Here is an 18,190-nt window from a genome sequence, read left to right as displayed (position 1 = left end):
TTAACACAATAAGTTATGGAAAAAAAACGACCTACCGTTTATGAGGAATGCCGGCAAAAAGGAATCACCCGAAGGGATTTCCTGAAGTTCTGCACCACAATGGCTGCACTTATGGGACTTGAGTCCACAGGCGTTGCCCAGGTTGTACATGCACTGGAGACAAAGCCACGTCTTCCTATCATCTGGCTTCATCTGCAGGAATGTACCTGTTGTACCGAATCTTTTATCCGGGCAGCCCACCCGATAGTAGCTACTCTGCTGCTCGATAAGATTTCACTCGATTATACTGAAACTCTTATGGCTGCAGCCGGCGAACAGGCCGAAGCGGCAAAAGAAGAAACAATGAAGAAGTATTACGGGCAATATCTCTTAATGATAGAAGGTTCTATCCCTACTAAAGACGAAGGTTATTGCTGCGTTGGCGGTAAAAGTGCCATGCAAATCACCCAAGAAGCCGCAGACGGGGCTAAAGCTATTATTGCCTGGGGAAACTGCGCATCGGCGGGTTGCGTACAGGCCGCCAACCCGAACCCGACAGGAGCTAAAGGCATTCATCGCGTTATCAAGGGGAAACCGATTATTAACGTACAGGGATGTCCTCCTATCGCGGATGTGATGGCCGGCGTAATGGTGTACATGCTGACATTCGAGAGAATGCCTCAACTTGACGGACTGGGACGCCCGAAGATGTTTTATTCACGGCGTGTTCACGACACGTGTTACCGGCGTGCTAATTTTGACGCGGGACTGTTCGTTGAAAGCTTTGACGACGAAAATGCCAAACATGGTTATTGCCTTTACAAAGTTGGCTGCAAAGGGCCGAGTACATACAATTCTTGTGGTATCATCAAATGGAATGAGGGGACCAGTTATCCGATACAAAGCGGACATCCGTGCCTGGGTTGCAGCGAAGAGAATTTCTGGGACAACAGTCCATTCTATAAACGTATGCCCGATGTACATGGCTTTGGCATAGAAGCTACTGCCGACCAGATCGGACTTGCCCTCGGAGCTGCTACAGCAGCCGGTATTGCCGTTCATGCTGTGGCGACTAATATTCGTAAAAAAGAGCTTATCGACAATGATGAGCCGGAAAGCAAATCTACTATCTAAAATTCAATGCCATGTCAGAAAGAGTAGTTATAGATCCTATTACCCGTATAGAAGGACACCTAAGGGTAGAAGTAAACATAGAAAACGGAATAATTAAAGATGCTTACAGTTCGGGCACGATGGTTCGTGGAATAGAAAATATCGTTCGCGACCGTGATCCACGAGATGTTTGGGTGTTTGTAGGGCGTGTATGTGGTGTATGTACATCCATTCACTCTCTTTGCTCTGTCCGTGCGGTAGAGAATGCGCTTAATATAACCGTTCCGCCTAATGCGGAAATGGTTCGTAACATTATGCAGGCCGTACTTTTTATGCACGACCATACGGTTCATTTTTATCAGCTCCACGCTTTAGATTGGGTTGATGTCGTTTCCGCCCTCAAAGCCGACCCGAAGGCGGCAGCTCTGGAAGCCCAGAAGCTTTCTCCATGGGCAAAAAACACGGAAGGATATTTTACCGATACACAAAACAGATTAAAGAAATTTGTTGCCAGTGGACAGCTTGGCATCTTCGCTAATGGTTATTGGGGACATCCGGCCTATAAACTAACACCGGAACAGAATCTGATAGCGACCGTTCATTATTTGGATGCGTTGGACTGGCAGAAAGAAGTAGTTAAAGTGCATGCTGTATTTGGCGGTAAGAATCCGCATCCTAACTTTCTGGTAGGCGGTATGCCTTGTAGTATTGATTTGAATGAAGCCAACTCTATCAATTCCGATCGTCTTTCACTTGTAAAGCAAAAACTGCAACAGGCAAAAGAATTTATCGATCAGGTTTACATTCCGGATTTGATGATGATTGCCAACGTTTATAAAGACGAATGGACAAAGATTGGCGGAGGATTACGTAATTACCTGTCTTACGGAGATTATCCGATGCATGGATACGGAGGAATTGAAGATTATCTATTACCTCGCGGCGTAGTATTGGACCGTGACCTCACCAAAGTACATCCGGTAGATGCCAATTCATCCGAAGAAATCCGGGAATATATTTATCATTCATGGTATAATTATACACAGGGTGATAAAGCGGGCCTTCATCCGTATGAGGGAGAAACAAACCTGAACTACACAGGCCCGAAGCCTCCCTATAAACATCTGAATATTGAGGATAAATATAGTTGGATTAAGACACCCAGATGGAAAGGAGAACCAATGGAAGTTGGTCCTCTGGCCCGCATGATTGTAGCCTATGCCGCCGGAAAAGAGCCACAGAAATCGACTATTGACAATGCACTGAAACAATTGAATCTGCCTGCAGAGGCTTTGTTTTCCACATTAGGAAGAACGGCTGCCCGTGGCTTGGAAACGCAGCTCGTAGCCAATTGGGCTCTCGAATTCTTTGATCAGCTAATGAAGAATCTGGAGAACGGAGATTCGCGTATGGCCAATCCGGTGATGTGGGAAAATGAGTCATGGCCCAAACAGGCAAAAGGCGTAGGATTAACAGAAGCCCCTCGCGGTGCATTGGCCCACTTTGCCGTAATAGAAAATAACCGGATAAAGAACTATCAAATGGTAGTTCCAACTACATGGAATGCTTCTCCACGGGATGAAAACGGTGTACTCTCGGCTTATGAATCATCCTTGCTGGGTACTCCGGTTTACAATCCGAACCAGCCGCTGGAGATTCTTCGTACTATTCACTCTTTCGATCCGTGCCTGGCTTGTGCCGTACATCTTTATGATGAAGAAGGAAAATACGTACATCAAATAGATACATTCTAAACCGAATGCTTTATGAGAAGTAGAAAGAAACGATTAAGAGAAGTATATGTATGGGAACTGCCTGTACGTATATATCACTGGGTGAATGCTTTGTGTATCGTTATACTATGCATCACCGGGTTTATTATAGCCGATCCTCCGGCTATTATGAATGCCTCGGAGGCCTATTTCAGTTATTGGTTCGGTACAGTTCGCTTTATTCATTTTGTAACGGCATTCGTGTTTTTCTTCAATTTTGTATTCCGTCTCTATTGGGGATTTGTAGGGAACCGTTATGCCCGTTGGAATAATTTCATTCCTTTAAAGAAATCTCAATGGAAAGAATTGGTGGAAGTTATCAAAGTTGATGTTCTTATGATAAAGAACAAACCGGTGGACAGTATCGGACATAATACGTTGGCCAGCCTTATCTATTTTGGTATGTTCTGGGCCTTTTTACTGCAAAGTATAACGGGATTCGGACTGTATGCAAAGATGAGCCAGTCTTTTCTTCCACAACTGTTTGCCTGGACAGTTCCTTTAATGGGTGGCGATTTAATAGCACGGCAAATACACCATTTCCTAATGTGGTTCTTTATTTTATTTGCCATCGTACATGTTTATCTGGTATTTTATCATGATTACATCGAGCAACGTGGCGAGGCTTCATCTATAATCGGCGGATGGAAATTTATTGAAGAAGACATCGCGAACAAGGAAGAAGTAACAGAGACAGCCGAGAAAATCACTAAAATAGCACGCGAGGAATGAGTGAAGCAAACCGGAAAAAGACGCTTATACTGGGTGTCGGCAATCTTCTTTTAAAAGATGAAGGTGTCGGCATCCACACAATTCAGGCTTTAGAGAAAGAAAATTTACCCGCTCATGTCAAACTGATGGATGGCGGTACAGGAGGATTACACCTGCTTGCCTGGCTGGAAGGTTATGAGCATATTATTATGGTGGATGCAACATTAGATAACAATCCCTCCGGCACTGTACGTGTTATCGAACCTCGATTTGCCACAGATTTCCCGCCACTGATGAGTGCCCATGAAATAGGACTCCGTGATATGATTGAAGCTATGGTATTAACGGACAACTTGCCGGAAATACATCTTATTGTCATATCCGTAGCAAATATCAATGAGGTTAACATGGAGCTAACTCCGGTAGTAGAAAAATCTATTCCCGAAGTTATCCGTGTTATAAAAGAATTAATCTGATTCCTATTTCAAAGCATAATATAGCATAGCTGCTATTGCAGCTCCTGCTATTGGTCCCAGAACCGGAATCCAGGCATATTCCCAATGGCTGCTGCCTTTTCCTTTGATGGGTAAGATGGCATGCATAATACGAGGAGCCAAATCACGGGCAGGATTAATGGCATAGCCGGTAGGACCGCCTAATGAAAGGCCTATCACCCACACGGTAAAAGCTACCGGTATTGCTCCTACAGACCCTAATCCAATAGGCAAAGTACTATTACTGTCGTAAGTCAATTCTCCATCTGTAATATAGAAGACAACAAACATCAGAGCAAATGTACCTACAGCTTCCGTCAGGAAATTAATAACCGGATTACTAATCTCCGCATTCGTACAAAATACACCCAGCTTTGCCCCTTTATCTTCCGTAGCTTCAAAATGATCTTTATAAACCAGCCAAACTAATAAAGCACCCAAAGCGGCACCCAACATCTGTGCTATTATGTATGTGCAAACATCACACCATGGAAAAGTCCCTCCTATCGCCAACCCTATGGAAACCGCAGGATTCAGATGTGCACCGCTATATGGACCTGCAACTACTACACCAACAAATACGCCTAATGCCCAAGCTGTAGTAATAGCTAGCCAACCGGCACCATGGCCTTTTGTCTTTGATAATACAACATTAGCAACAACACCTCCTCCCATCAGGATAAGAAGCATCGTACCCAAAAATTCTGCTATAAATGGTGACATGGTATTCGAATTTTAATAATGAAAATAGTAATAACTTCACAGACTGTTATCAATCGGAAGCCCATTGTTGAGAACGTTCTACAGCCTTATGCCATTCTGCCAACTGACGTAGCGCCGCTTCTTCTTTCATTTGGGCACTAAACACTTTATCCAAGCACCACTGTTCTTTCAATTCATCAACATTTTTCCAGTAGTTAACAGCAAGGCCTGCCAGATAAGCTGCCCCTAAAGCAGTTGTTTCCAATACTTGCGGACGTACTACAGGACAACGGTTTATATCCGCTTGGAATTGCATCAGGAAATTGTTCGCAATAGCACCTCCATCTACACGGATTTCTTTAGGTTTGTTATGGACATCATTCTCCATAGCCATCAATACATCATATACCTGGTAACAAATACCTTCAAGAGCGGCACGTGTAAGATGCGCAGCCGTTGTCCCTCTTGTAATGCCAATAATCGCACCACGTGCATACTGGTCCCAGTAAGGTGCTCCCAAACCAGTAAGTGCAGGAACGAAATATACGCCGCCATTATCACTGACTGACTCAGCCATTTGCTCTGTAATGGAAGCATTTGGAATCAAACCTATTCCATCCCGCAACCACTGAACAACAGCACCGCCAACAAACACGCTGCCTTCCAAAGCATAAGTAACTTTATCGCCCAGTTTCCAGGCAATAGTAGTCAACAAATTATTTCTGGACAGAACAGGTTTTTCGCCTGTATTGATAATCATAAAACAACCCGTCCCATAGGTAGTCTTTATCATACCTTCTTCAATACAAAGCTGTCCGAAAAGTGCTGCTTGCTGATCTCCGGCCATACCTGAAACCGGAATTCCTTTCTTAAATATAGGACTGGATGTTTCACAATAAACTTCGCTGCTGCCAACTACTTTCGGCATCATAGAAACCGGAATATTAAATAATTCGAGCAACTCCTTATCCCATTCCTGTGTATGGATATTGAACAGCATTGTTCGGGAAGCATTGGTAATATCAGTAATAAACTTCTCTCCTCTCGTAAGTTTCCATACCAACCAGGTATCTACAGTACCGAAACATAATTCACCCCGCTCCGCACGTTCGCGAACGCCTTTTACATGATCCAGTATCCACCTGATTTTAGTAGCCGAGAAATAGGCATCTATTACCAGGCCTGTTTTTTGCTGAATGCGGTCAGCATATCCTTGCGCTTTCAATTCTTCGCAATAATCTGCTGTACGACGGTCTTGCCAAACAATAGCGTTGTATACGGGAAAGCCTGTCTCACGATCCCAAATGATTGTTGTTTCACGTTGGTTCGCTATGCCGATACACGCAATATGCGTATCTGTAACGTCGGCTTTTGCCATAGCTTCTTTTATCACAGATGACTGTGTATACCAAATCTCGTTCGGATCATGCTCCACCCATCCCGGCTTAGGGAAATACTGCTGAAAAGCTTTCTGCGCTAATGTAATAATCGCTCCCTGATGATTAAACAGAATCGCCCGGGAAGTTGTGGTTCCTTGATCTATTGCCAGTACGTATTTATTTCTGAAATTCATATTTTCGTTATATAGAATTGTTAGACTCGATTAATTCAATATGTAATTGGAAGCAATTTGATTAAAATTCTTCACTTGCATAGACTGCCAATCCTCATCTTTTCCCCATTCCTTAGCAAGAATAACTGCCACACGGGGAGCCATAGCTATTGCGGCACGGGCATCCATAAACAGGATACGGAAACGGCGGGCTAATATATCTTCAACGGATCTCGGCATTTCATTACGGATTATCCATACAACCTCACCAACCGTATAATGATAGTCCGGATGGAGCCGTTCACTCATCTCAGGGGAAGATTGAATGATTTGTTTAATTTCTTCGGCATCCGATCCATAGACATAAAGAGGATCTGAGAAATCAGGATCGGGTTTACTTCCATGAATAGAAAATGTTTCTGTCACGCAATCATGGGTAGGCACATGCATATAGCGAATAGCATAATCTAACGTATCTTGTGCCATCTTTCGATAAGTAGTCCATTTTCCTCCAATAATCGTGATAAGCCCGGACTTCTCCCGGATCAATTTATGGCTACGCGATATTTCCTTTGTCTTTGTCCCTTCGCTACGAGGAGCAGCCAATGGACGAAGACCGGCAAATACGGATAAAACATCACTCCGTTTCGGAGGCTTTGTCAGATACTTCCCTGCGGTTTCAAGAATGAAATCAATCTCTTTCTCTAATGCAACAGGTTCTTCGTCGGCATGATCCATCAGCGTATCAGTAGTACCAACAACTACTTTGTTATGCCAGGGCACGGCAAACAACACACGTCCATCTGATGTTTTCGGTATCATTACAGCACAATCGCTTTCCAGGAAAGAAGAATCCAATACAAGATGAACACCCTGGCTAGGACGTACCGTACGGCGTTTACCCGGTTCATCCATTTGAAGTATATCGTCAGCAAATACTCCGGTTGCATTAATGACACAGCGAGCCTTAATCGTATATGAAATATCTGTTTCACGGTCGCAAACAACGACGCCTACAATCTTTCCTTTTTCTTTTACCAGAGACGTAACCTTCATATAATTCAGTACGCATCCACCGGCATCAATCGCCGAACGGACAAGGTGCATAGCCAAACGAGAATCGTCAAATTGTCCATCATGGTAAATTATACCCGCAGTCATACCCTTAGGAACTAAGCGGGGCACTGTTTTAAGAGCACGTTTCGGACCAATACAAATAGAACGTCCCAAACCTAACTTCCCGGCCATTAAATCATACAAAATAAGTCCAATTGCATAAAACGGGCCTTCCCACCAACGATAACAAGGAATAAGAAACTTTTGATCTTTTACCAGATGAGGGGCATTTTTTCGTAATAACCCTCTTTCACGCAGAGCTTCCAGCACCAATGACACATCTCCTTGCGCAAGATATCTCACCCCGCCATGTACTAACTTCGTACTACGACTAGATGTTCCTTTCGTAAAATCATTTTGTTCAAACAAAGCTACGCTATACCCGCGTGTTGCTGCGTCAACAGCAACACCTAACCCGGTAGCTCCTCCACCAATGACAACAAAGTCAAAAGGCTCGTCTTTGTCTGTTAACTGTGAAATAACAGATTCTCGCTTCATTGTGCCTCCCGTTTTTTAAGATTAACATCCCAAATCTAACAATAAATTTTGAAAATAGGTTCATGTTCATAAAGTAATTTAATATATGATATTATTCCACTCTACGGAGACTCGCTATAACAAAAAAACGGGACTCCCTTTCGGAAGTCCCGTATACATAAATATATTAGATGCTTTTTAAGCTTCTGCACTCCAATCTTCGGCAGCCATACGCTTGTAGCTCTTCAAACGCCATTTAGCATTTTCTTCAGCAGCAGCGAATAACTCGGCAGCTTCTTGTGGATATTGTTTAGCAACAGATGCGAAACGAACTTCACCTTTCAGGAAGTCCTGGAACTTACTCCAATCCGGTTCTTTAGAATCCAAAGTGAACGGATTCTTTCCTTCGGCTTCCAAAGCAGGATTATAACGCCACAAGTGCCAGTAACCACATGCAACAGCTTCTTTTTCTTCAGCCTGAGATTTACCCATACCTTTCTTCAAACCGTGGTTGATACAAGGAGCATAAGCGATGATCAAAGAAGGACCGTCGTATGCTTCCGCTTCGCGGATAGCCTTCAAAGTCTGAGCCTGGTCGGCACCCATTGCAATCTGAGCTACATAAACGTAACCGTAAGTAGTAGCCATCAAGCCAAGATCTTTCTTACGAACTCTCTTTCCAGATGCTGCAAATTTAGCAATAGCACCAACCGGAGTAGCTTTGGAAGACTGACCGCCTGTGTTAGAATATACTTCTGTATCCAATACCAAAATATTCACATTCTTACCGGAAGCAATTACATGGTCAAGACCACCGTAACCGATATCGTAAGAAGCACCGTCACCACCGATAATCCACTGTGAACGTTTTACCAGGAAGTGAGACAATTCCTTGATTTGAGCACAAACCGGACAACCGGCTTTGATACCTTCCTCAACGAAAGCCATCAACTGCGGAGCCAATTCTTTCGTTTTATCAGCGTCGTTCTGATTAGCAACCCATGCGGCAGCCAATTCTTTCATCTCTGCAGGTGAATGCTCGCCGGCACCGATCTTGTTCATCAGGTCTGTCAGGCGCAAACGCATCTTTTCGTTAGCCAGTTCCATACCCAGACCGAATTCACAGAAATCTTCGAATAAAGAGTTAGCCCAAGCAGGACCTTGACCTTTTTCGTTTGTTGTGTATGGAGTAGAAGGAACAGAGCCCGAATAGATAGAAGAACATCCTGTAGCGTTAGCAACCATTTCACGGTCACCGAACAATTGAGAAATCAATTTCACATATGGAGTCTCACCACAACCGGAACAAGCACCGGAGAACTCGAACAACGGAGTAGCGAACTGAGAATTCTTCACGTTAGACTTAACGTCTACCAGATTTTGCTTAGAGCTTACGTTTGCCACGCAATATGTCCAGTTATCAGCTTCTGCCAACTGGCCTTCCAGCGGAGCCATAGACAACGCCTTGTTACCCTTGAAGCCCGGACAGATATCGGCACAGTTACCGCAACCCAGACAGTCAAGAACGTCAACCTGCATACGGAACTTCATGCCCTTCATTGTAGCCGGTGCTTTTACATCCAGCATCGGGAAGTTTGCACCCTTCTGTTCTTCGTCATCCAGTACGAACGGACGGATAGAAGCGTGAGGACAAACGTATGCACATTGGTTACACTGGATACAGTTTGCTTCATTCCAAACCGGAACAAATGCGGCAACACCGCGTTTTTCGTATTTGGAAGTGCCCTGATACCAAGTACCGTCTTCGATGCCTTTGAATGCAGAAACCTTCAACAAGTCACCGTCCTGTGCATTGATAGGACGGACCACTTCGTTGATAAATGCAGGATCATTGTTTACTACAGCTTCATCATCCGGAAGATTAGCCCATGCAGGATCAACAGCCAACTGGTTGTATTCACCTCCACGATCTACAGCGGCATTGTTCTTGTCTACAATATCCTGACCTTTCTTGCCATAAGACTTCACGATAAATTTCTTCATCTGTTCTACAGCCAAGTCTACAGGAATTACCCCTGTAATACGGAAGAATGCAGATTGAAGAATTGTATTGGTACGATTGCCCAAACCAATTTCCAACGCAATCTGTGTAGCGTTGATATAATAAACAGTAATATTTTTCTGAGCGAAATAACGTTTTACCTTGTTCGGCAAATGTTTAGCCAGTTCTTCACCATTCCATACCGTGTTCAGCAAGAATGTACCGTTTTCACGCAAACCGCGAGTTACATCGTACATACGCAGATAAGCCTGAACGTGGCAAGCTACAAAGTTCGGTGTGTTCACCAGATAAGTAGAACGGATCGGATGATCACCAAAACGCAGATGAGAACAAGTGAAACCACCTGACTTCTTAGAGTCATAAGAGAAATAAGCCTGACAATATTTATCCGTGTTATCACCAATAATTTTAACCGAGTTCTTGTTAGCACCAACTGTACCGTCAGCACCCAAACCGTAGAACTTAGCTTCAAACATACCTTCGCCGCCCAATGCAATTTCTTCTTTCTGAGGCAGAGAGGTGAATGTTACATCGTCTACGATACCCAGTGTAAACTGGTTCTTCGGCATCGGCAATGCCAAGTTTTCATATACGGAAAGAATCTGAGCCGGAGTAGTATCTTTAGAACCCAGACCATAACGGCCACCTACGATAACAGGTGCATTTTCAGCACCATAGTAGCAGTCTTTCACATCCAGATACAAAGGTTCACCTGTTGCACCCGGTTCTTTTGTACGATCCAGAACGGCAATACGTTTAGCAGTCTTAGGAACAGCTGCCAGGAAGTGTTTAGCAGAGAACGGACGATACAAGTGTACAGAAACCAAACCAACCTTTTCGCCTTTAGCAATCAGGTAGTCAATAGCTTCGCGAGCAGCTTCCGTAACAGATCCCATAGCGATAATAACACGTTCCGCATCTTCTGCTCCATAATAATCAAACAAACCATATTTACGGCCTGTGATTTTGGAGATTTCGTTCATATATTCTTCTACGATAGCAGGAACTGCTTCATAGTAAGAGTTGGAAGATTCTCTATGTTGGAAGAAATGATCCGGATTTTCAGCCATACCACGAGCCACAGGAGCAGAAGGATTCAATGCACGGGCACGGAATTCAGCTAACGCCTTCTGGTCAATCAATGGAGCTAAGTCATCATTTTCCAGAGCTTCTATTTTCTGTATTTCATGAGAAGTACGGAAACCATCAAAGAAATTCACGAATGGTACGCGAGATTTGATAGTTGACAAATGAGCTACACCAGCCAAGTCCATAACTTCCTGAACAGAACCTTCGGCTAACATAGCAAAACCTGTCTGGCGGCAAGACATAACATCCTGATGGTCGCCAAAGATACACAAAGCATGTGAAGCTAACGTACGAGCGGATACATGGAATACACAAGGCAGTAACTCACCGGCAATCTTATACATATTCGGGATCATCAACAGCAAACCCTGAGAAGCAGTGTATGTTGTTGTTAATGCTCCGGCTTGCAAAGAACCGTGAACTGCACCTGCAGCACCACCTTCCGATTGCATTTCCTGTACCATTACGGTTTCGCCGAAAATATTCTTACGTCCGGCAGCAGCCCATTCATCTACATATTCTGCCATAGTAGATGATGGAGTGATTGGGTAAATAGCAGCTACCTCACTGAACATGTAAGAGATATGTGCAGCAGCCTGGTTACCATCACAGGTTAAAAATTTCTTCTGTTTTGTCATAGACCTATAAACTATTAGTATTTAATAATGCATTTCATTAATATAAAAAACCAAATAACCAAAGCGGAATTATATTTCCATCCCCTACCTCAGTTTTATCAACAGCGTAATATAAATCCGGATTATTTTTTACTTTCGTGTTTTCTTCAATCCGGAAGTTATATTTATTATTAACCAGGAAATGAGCGTTTCTCACACCTTCATTCAATTTATTGTCTTTCAATAACTGATTGTAAAAAAATGATTTGCGTACAGCTCCCATATTCACTTCCATCGGACGGATGGGGTACATCAAATTGGAATTATACATATATACTTTAGACGGTTTTTTCGGAAAAGATTCACCCACCGGATAGAGCATATTCATCAAACGGGCATCCGTCAAGTATTTTATGTAGTTCATCACAGTTGCACGCGAAGTCTCTATATCCTTGCTCAACTGGCTTACATTCGGTGTACACGGAGCGCTTACAGCCAATAAATAAAGCAGTTTACGTAGTTTCGGCAAATAGCTTTGTTCTATTTGTTTTATGTATAATACATCCACTTCGAGCATCATGTTCATAGTCTTCAATAAGTTCTCGGAAAAGTTTCGCTTCTCCAAAAAGAACGGATAAAAACCATGATGCAAGTAATCTTGAAAGTATGCCATCGGTTTTACAACCGAACAAATTTTCTTCGCAATCTCCTGATGGTTCTCCAACACATCATTAAATGTATAAGCCGGAAACTCATTCCCTGACATTAAATTCAAGAACTCACGGAATGAAAAGCCACGTAAGTTATATGAAACAACTTTTCCCGATAAATCAGGGTTCTCTTCTTTCAGCCGCATAACCGATGAGCCGGAGAATACGATCCGCAAATCAGAAAAGTTATCATAACAATAACGTAATTCTTTTGACCAACCGGAATATTTAAAAACCTGATCTATCAACAGTACCTTGCCTCCTTTTGCTCTGAATTCAGACGCAAAGTCCACCAATGTACGTTCCGTAAAATAAAAATGATTCAGGTTTATATATAAACATTCTTTATTATCCGCTCCAAAATGTTCACGGGCATAATCTAGTAAAAATGTAGTTTTGCCAACTCCCCGGGATCCTTTAATCCCTATTAGCCGGTCATTCCAGTCGATTTCATCCATCAGTCCCCTTCGAACCGGAGCCTGTAAATGTTCTACCAGATATTTATGTGTTTTAAAGAATGCTTCCACTTTATCAATTGATGATTGAGAATGGACAATTGATAATTACCTCATCAATCTCCATTTTATTTTCTACCCTGCAAAATTAAAAAAACTATTCAATATTGCAATATGGAGTTGACAAAATTAACTATCAATTGTCAATTGCCTTTAGCAATTACTCAATAATCGTAACCCAATTATAAGTATCAGGTTCATCTCCATATTGAATACCACGAAGTTTATTGTATAACTTTTCGCAAACAGGACCGGGCTTGCCATCCTTTGCTATAATATAGGATTTATTTTCATCCAAATCATCAATTTGGGAAATAGGAGCAATCACAGCAGCTGTTCCACACTCTGCAGCTTCATCAAACGTTGCAATTTCCTCAAACGGAACAGGACGGCGTTCTATTGTTAATCCCATGTCTTCCGCCAATTGCTGTAAACTCTTATTTGTAATAGAAGGCAGGATAGAATGAGATTGCGGGGTAATATAGCTATTTCCACGTATGCCAAAGAAATTTGCCGGACCGCATTCATCTAAATATTTCTTTTCTTTCGGATCTAAATACAATACGGCAGCATATCCTTTTTCATGTGCTTTTTCTCCGGCTACCAAACTGGCAGCATAATTACCGCCCACTTTTATTGTACCCGTACCATGAGGAGCAGCACGATCATAATCACGCATAATGCAAACCTTTGAAGGTTGGAAGCCTCCTTTGAAGTAAGGGCCTACCGGTGTAACGAATACCAGAAACATATATTCCGACGCAGGCTTTACACCTACCTGTGCACCCAAACCAATCATCAAAGGACGAATATATAAAGCCGCACCACTTTCGTATGGCGGAACAAAACGTTCATTCAATTTAACAACCTTACGTATGGCTTCTTCAAATCTTTCTACAGGCAGCTCGGCCATTTTAATGCCACGGCTGGAAGATTGCATACGTTTAGCATTCTCATCCATACGGAATACGCGGATTTTTCCATCTTTTCCCTTAAAAGCTTTCAAACCTTCAAAAGATTCCTGTCCGTAATGTAAGCATGTAGCAGCCATATGGATATTAAGAATTTCAGAAGAAGACACTTCCAATTCACCCCACTTACCATCACGATAGTAACATCTTACATTATAGTCTGTCTTAACGTAACCAAATCCAAGATCAGACCAATTAATACTTTCCATATCCTATTGTTATTAGATTTAGAACGCAAAGATATTAATAAAACTATAGAATAATACAAAAAGGCCTCTAAAGATAAACATTTATAAGGATTTCTATAATCCGAACGGGCATCAGAGAAGAAAGATATTTGTTCCATTTTATTTCACGCCGGTGAAACAAAAGTTTCACCTCGATGGAACAAGTGTTTCATGCCGAAGGAACAAATGTTTCATGCTGATGGAACAAGTGTTTCATGCCGGCGGAACAAAGACGGCCATAAATATAAATGAGAAAGCACTTTATAGGATACCTCTCTTTATTAAATAAGCAATATTCCTAAAAATGTTAATATATATTTTTAAGCCATCAATAATCAGATGTAAAACAAACGCACTTCAATCCAAATTTTGTTTATCTTTTTCTTATCTTATACTTTTTTGATATTCTTAGATAATCAACATAAATCAAAAGACAAAAGCTTAAAACCTTTGGAATAAAAGACAAGAACAAATGCCAAAATACGTTCATTTATAAGAAAATAAGAATTCCTCCATTCGTTATTTTTTGTTATTTAAACAACAATTCCTCAATGTAAAAAGCTTTTAATAAACTAAGTTTTGCTTAATTTGCAATAAAGGATTATAGAAAAAACAGGGTAAAATATGATTACTTCTTTCAACAAAAGCCAGTTACTGACTGATTTTTTTAATTGCCATCCTATATGCGGAGCTTTATATGACGGCGATGGTGTCTTAATAGACATCAATCAGGCTATGAAAGAACGATACAAGATAACAGACGAACATTCTTTTTTCTTTAATCATCTTTTTAACAACGACCTCCTGATACGATCTCAAAAACATAACCTTCTTGCTGGTAAAACCGTTAAAATCTTATTAGATCAAGTCAATGTTATCATTATTCCACATAAAGGATTGAATGGAGATTGCGAAGGATACAATCTTTTTATAAACGATATAAATTCAAACAATTCCGGTAAAGAAAACAGTTACCAAGATATGGCAAAACTGGTAGCCAAAGCAGTTCCTGACACAATCCTTTTAATCAACAAGGATTTTATTATCGAAAAAATTGTCACACAGGCCTCTCACTTTCTCAATGAAAGCATTCTTAATAAGCGTATTGATAAAATACAGGGATACGTCGGCATAAACATCAGCCAAGAAGAGTTTTTTCAAACAGTACAAGATTGTTTGCATAAGAACAAATCAACAAGCATTCAAATCTCTTTACAATCTAAAAACGATAATTCAATAAAATATTTTAAGGTACGAATTGTACCTGCTTACCATCAATTTCTCGTTTTATATATTCGCAATATCACAGATATTGTTGAAAAAGAAAAGGAAAATAAAAAACTAAGTGGAAAACTAATAGAAAACCGTTCCTTAATGGAACTAGCTCTGCAAAACAGCAGAACCACCATATATTCCTTTAACCATGAACTCTTCCAGACATGTGACAAAGTAAACTGCAATCATTGTCTCCAATTTTACGGAACAGATAATCATATACTTGCAAAGAATCAATACATATGTAAAAATCTTCAAAGCTTACAACATTCAGAAGATCAAGCCGGATTCTTTTCTCTATTCAATAAAATAAGAAACGAGAAACTAAGCGAATACACAACCAACTTTCGCTTGAAAAACAATAATGGGAAGTATCATAATTATGAAGTTGCAGGCAAAGTTTTAACAGTAGACAAAGAAGGCCGTGCCAATGTGATTATTGGTAGTCTTATCGACAATCAAAAACACATGGAATATGAAGAATCTTTGATCAAAGCAAAGGAAGAAGCGGAAACAGCCGATCAGTTGAAATCCGTTTTTCTGGCAAATATGACACATGACATACGTACTCCGTTACATGCCATTATTGGTTTTTCCGATTTGCTCAGTGAAGAAACAGACCCGGAATTACGCCAGAACTATATAAATATCATTAAAACAAATAATGAATTACTTGTTAATTTAATAAATGACGTATTGGACATATCTAAAATTGAATCTAATTTACTGACTTTTGATTATACCGATATATTTTTATCAACATTTATGCAGGATATTTATCAAACAGTCCGCTTGAAAACGAATGAGAATGTAGAACTTATATTAGATCAATGTCCAAATCAAAAACTGAATGTCGACAAAAACCGTCTGAGCCAAATCTTGATAAACTTATTGACCAATGCAATTAAACATACATTTGAAGGGAGCATACATTTCGGTTATCAACTGGAAGAAGAATATGTAAGATTCTATGTTACTGATACCGGAGAAGGTATTTCGGACGCAAACATCGATAAAATATTCACTCGTTTCGTACAAATAAAAGGACATAAAACAGGAGGCGTAGGGTTAGGGTTGGCCATTTGCAAAGGATTAGTTAACAAAATGGGTGGAGATATATCCGTAACATCCAAAGAAGGATGTGGCTCTACATTTAATTTCACCATTCCATATACAAAGCCAGACAATGTCCTGTAAGTATAAATTAAGTTGATATACATATTGAAATTATTGATTTGACAGAGGCTACTCATTTAGTTACTTTTACTACATATTTATAAACCTATGCCGTATTAAAGATGTTGTATTTATATGACCTCTATAATTTAATACTGTATAAAAACATTCAATATGGAAAATAAAAAACTAACAGCAGCAAATGGACGTCCTGTTGCCGACAATCAGAACGTACAAACAGTTGGACCAAGAGGTCCTATGGTATTACAAGATCCGTGGTTTATTGAAAAACTTGCTCACTTCGACCGAGAAGTAATCCCTGAAAGACGCATGCACGCAAAAGGTTCCGGAGCATTTGGAACATTCACCGTAACACATGACATCTCTAAGTATACTAAAGCCGTCTTGTTTAATCAGGTTGGCAAAAAGACAGATTGTTTTGTCCGTTTTTCTACAGTAGCCGGAGAAAGAGGTGCTGCCGATGCGGAACGTGATATTCGAGGCTTTGCCATCAAATTCTACACCGAAGCCGGGAACTGGGATTTGGTAGGGAATAATACTCCCGTATTTTTCCTCCGTGATCCGCTAAAATTTCCAGATTTAAACCATGCGATCAAAAGAGATCCCAAAACAAATATGCGTAGTGCTAGTAATAATTGGGATTTTTGGACATTACTTCCCGAAGCATTACACCAAGTCACAATTACAATGAGTCCACGCGGCATTCCTTATTCGTATCGCCACATGAACGGCTACGGAAGTCATACTTATAGCTTTATCAATGACAAAAATGAGCGTATTTGGGTAAAGTTCCATTTAAAAACGATGCAAGGCATAAAGAATCTGACCGATCAAGAGGCCGAAGCAATTATTGCCAAAGACCGCGAATCTCACCAACGCGACTTGTTTGAAAGCATTGAACATGGAGATTTCCCCAAATGGAAGTTCCAGATTCAATTAATGACTGAAAAACAAGCCAACACCTATCCTATCAATCCTTTTGACTTGACAAAGGTTTGGCCGCATAAAGATTTTCCATTAATTGATGTTGGAATCCTAGAATTGAACCGCAATCCCGAAAATTATTTCCAGGATGTAGAACAAGCGGCTTTTAACCCAATGAATACGATAGAAGGTATTGGTTTTTCTCCCGACAAAATGTTACAAGGCCGTTTATTCTCTTATGGAGACGCACAACGTTACCGCTTAGGTGTGAATTTGGAGCAAATACCGGTAAACAAACCTCGCTGTCCGTTCCACGCTTACCATAGGGATGGAGCAATGAGAATAGATGGGAACTATGGCGCAACCAAAGGATACGAACCTAATAGTTTTGGTGAATGGCAAGATTCTCCTGACAAAAAAGAACCTCCTTTGAAAGCAGATGGAGATATTTACAACTACAATGAACGTGAATACGATGATGATTACTATAGCCAACCAAGAGCTCTGTTCCAATTAATGCCGGCAGAAGAGCAAAAACTATTGTTCGAAAACACAGCACGTGCAATGGGAGACGCTGAATTATTCATCAAACAACGTCATGTAAGAAATTGCTACAAAGCGGATCCAGCCTATGGCAAAGGTGTTGCCGACGCTCTAAATATCAGTTTAGAAGAAGCTTTAAAAGAGGCAAAGTAATATATTAGAAAAATTCTTCCGGTAACTTTA

12 protein-coding genes are annotated in these 18,190 nt (G+C 41.0%); 6 read left to right on the top strand and 6 right to left on the bottom strand.

The features are described 5' to 3' along the window. The first annotated feature begins 15 nt into the window (after positions 1 to 15). Genes C1721_RS10845 through C1721_RS10830 form a run of 4 tightly spaced genes read left to right on the top strand, consistent with a single transcriptional unit; the run spans position 16 to position 4,051 of the window. Entirely contained in the window at positions 16 to 1,113 is a 1,098-nt protein-coding gene (locus C1721_RS10845; protein ID WP_102408363.1) for a hydrogenase small subunit, read from the top strand. 11 nt (positions 1,114 to 1,124) lie between these two features. Further along, a complete protein-coding gene (locus C1721_RS10840) occupies positions 1,125 to 2,846 on the top strand; it encodes a nickel-dependent hydrogenase large subunit (protein ID WP_102408362.1) in 1,722 nt (573 codons plus the stop codon). A gap of 12 nt (positions 2,847 to 2,858) precedes the next feature. Continuing rightward, a complete protein-coding gene (gene cybH / locus C1721_RS10835) occupies positions 2,859 to 3,596 on the top strand; it encodes a Ni/Fe-hydrogenase, b-type cytochrome subunit (RefSeq protein ID WP_102408361.1) in 738 nt (245 codons plus the stop codon). Next, positions 3,593 to 4,051, top strand: a complete 459-nt coding sequence (locus C1721_RS10830) for a HyaD/HybD family hydrogenase maturation endopeptidase (RefSeq protein WP_102408360.1) — start codon at positions 3,593 to 3,595, stop codon at positions 4,049 to 4,051. Before cybH ends, C1721_RS10830 begins: the two co-directional genes overlap by 4 nt. Positions 4,052 to 4,054: 3 nt before the next feature. Here C1721_RS10830 and C1721_RS10825 read toward each other — a convergent pair whose 3' ends face one another. The 6 genes from C1721_RS10825 to C1721_RS10800 form a co-directional block, all read right to left on the bottom strand. Beyond that, positions 4,055 to 4,792: an MIP/aquaporin family protein gene (locus C1721_RS10825; RefSeq protein WP_102408359.1), complete on the bottom strand. Its 738-nt coding sequence runs from the start codon at positions 4,790 to 4,792 to the stop codon at positions 4,055 to 4,057. Positions 4,793 to 4,841: 49 nt separating this feature from the next. Further along, positions 4,842 to 6,344: a glycerol kinase GlpK gene (gene glpK, locus C1721_RS10820; RefSeq protein ID WP_102408358.1), complete on the bottom strand. Its 1,503-nt coding sequence runs from the start codon at positions 6,342 to 6,344 to the stop codon at positions 4,842 to 4,844. A gap of 30 nt (positions 6,345 to 6,374) precedes the next feature. Continuing rightward, positions 6,375 to 7,937, bottom strand: a complete 1,563-nt coding sequence (locus C1721_RS10815) for a glycerol-3-phosphate dehydrogenase/oxidase (protein ID WP_102408357.1) — start codon at positions 7,935 to 7,937, stop codon at positions 6,375 to 6,377. Positions 7,938 to 8,114: 177 nt separating this feature from the next. Then, a complete protein-coding gene (gene nifJ, locus C1721_RS10810) occupies positions 8,115 to 11,666 on the bottom strand; it encodes a pyruvate:ferredoxin (flavodoxin) oxidoreductase (protein WP_102408356.1) in 3,552 nt (1,183 codons plus the stop codon). A 37-nt stretch (positions 11,667 to 11,703) separates the two neighbouring features. Beyond that, a complete protein-coding gene (locus C1721_RS10805) occupies positions 11,704 to 12,882 on the bottom strand; it encodes an ATP-binding protein (protein ID WP_102408355.1) in 1,179 nt (392 codons plus the stop codon). A gap of 148 nt (positions 12,883 to 13,030) precedes the next feature. Next, on the bottom strand, positions 13,031 to 14,050 hold the full coding sequence (locus C1721_RS10800) for a branched-chain amino acid aminotransferase (protein WP_102408354.1): 1,020 nt from the start codon (positions 14,048 to 14,050) through the stop codon (positions 13,031 to 13,033). A gap of 642 nt (positions 14,051 to 14,692) precedes the next feature. Between C1721_RS10800 and C1721_RS10795 the strand changes: the two genes are divergently transcribed. Both C1721_RS10795 and C1721_RS10790 read left to right on the top strand, forming a co-directional pair. Further along, positions 14,693 to 16,540, top strand: coding sequence for a sensor histidine kinase (locus C1721_RS10795; protein ID WP_102408353.1), 1,848 nt, complete (start codon positions 14,693 to 14,695; stop codon positions 16,538 to 16,540). A 153-nt stretch (positions 16,541 to 16,693) separates the two neighbouring features. Further along, on the top strand, positions 16,694 to 18,160 hold the full coding sequence (locus tag C1721_RS10790; protein WP_102408352.1) for a catalase: 1,467 nt from the start codon (positions 16,694 to 16,696) through the stop codon (positions 18,158 to 18,160). Positions 18,161 to 18,190: the final 30 nt, after the last annotated feature.

Origin of the sequence: Parabacteroides bouchesdurhonensis, assembly GCF_900186615.1 — a bacterium.
GTDB lineage: Bacteria > Bacteroidota > Bacteroidia > Bacteroidales > Tannerellaceae > Parabacteroides > Parabacteroides bouchesdurhonensis.
This window is presented reverse-complemented; position numbering and strand designations above follow the sequence as displayed.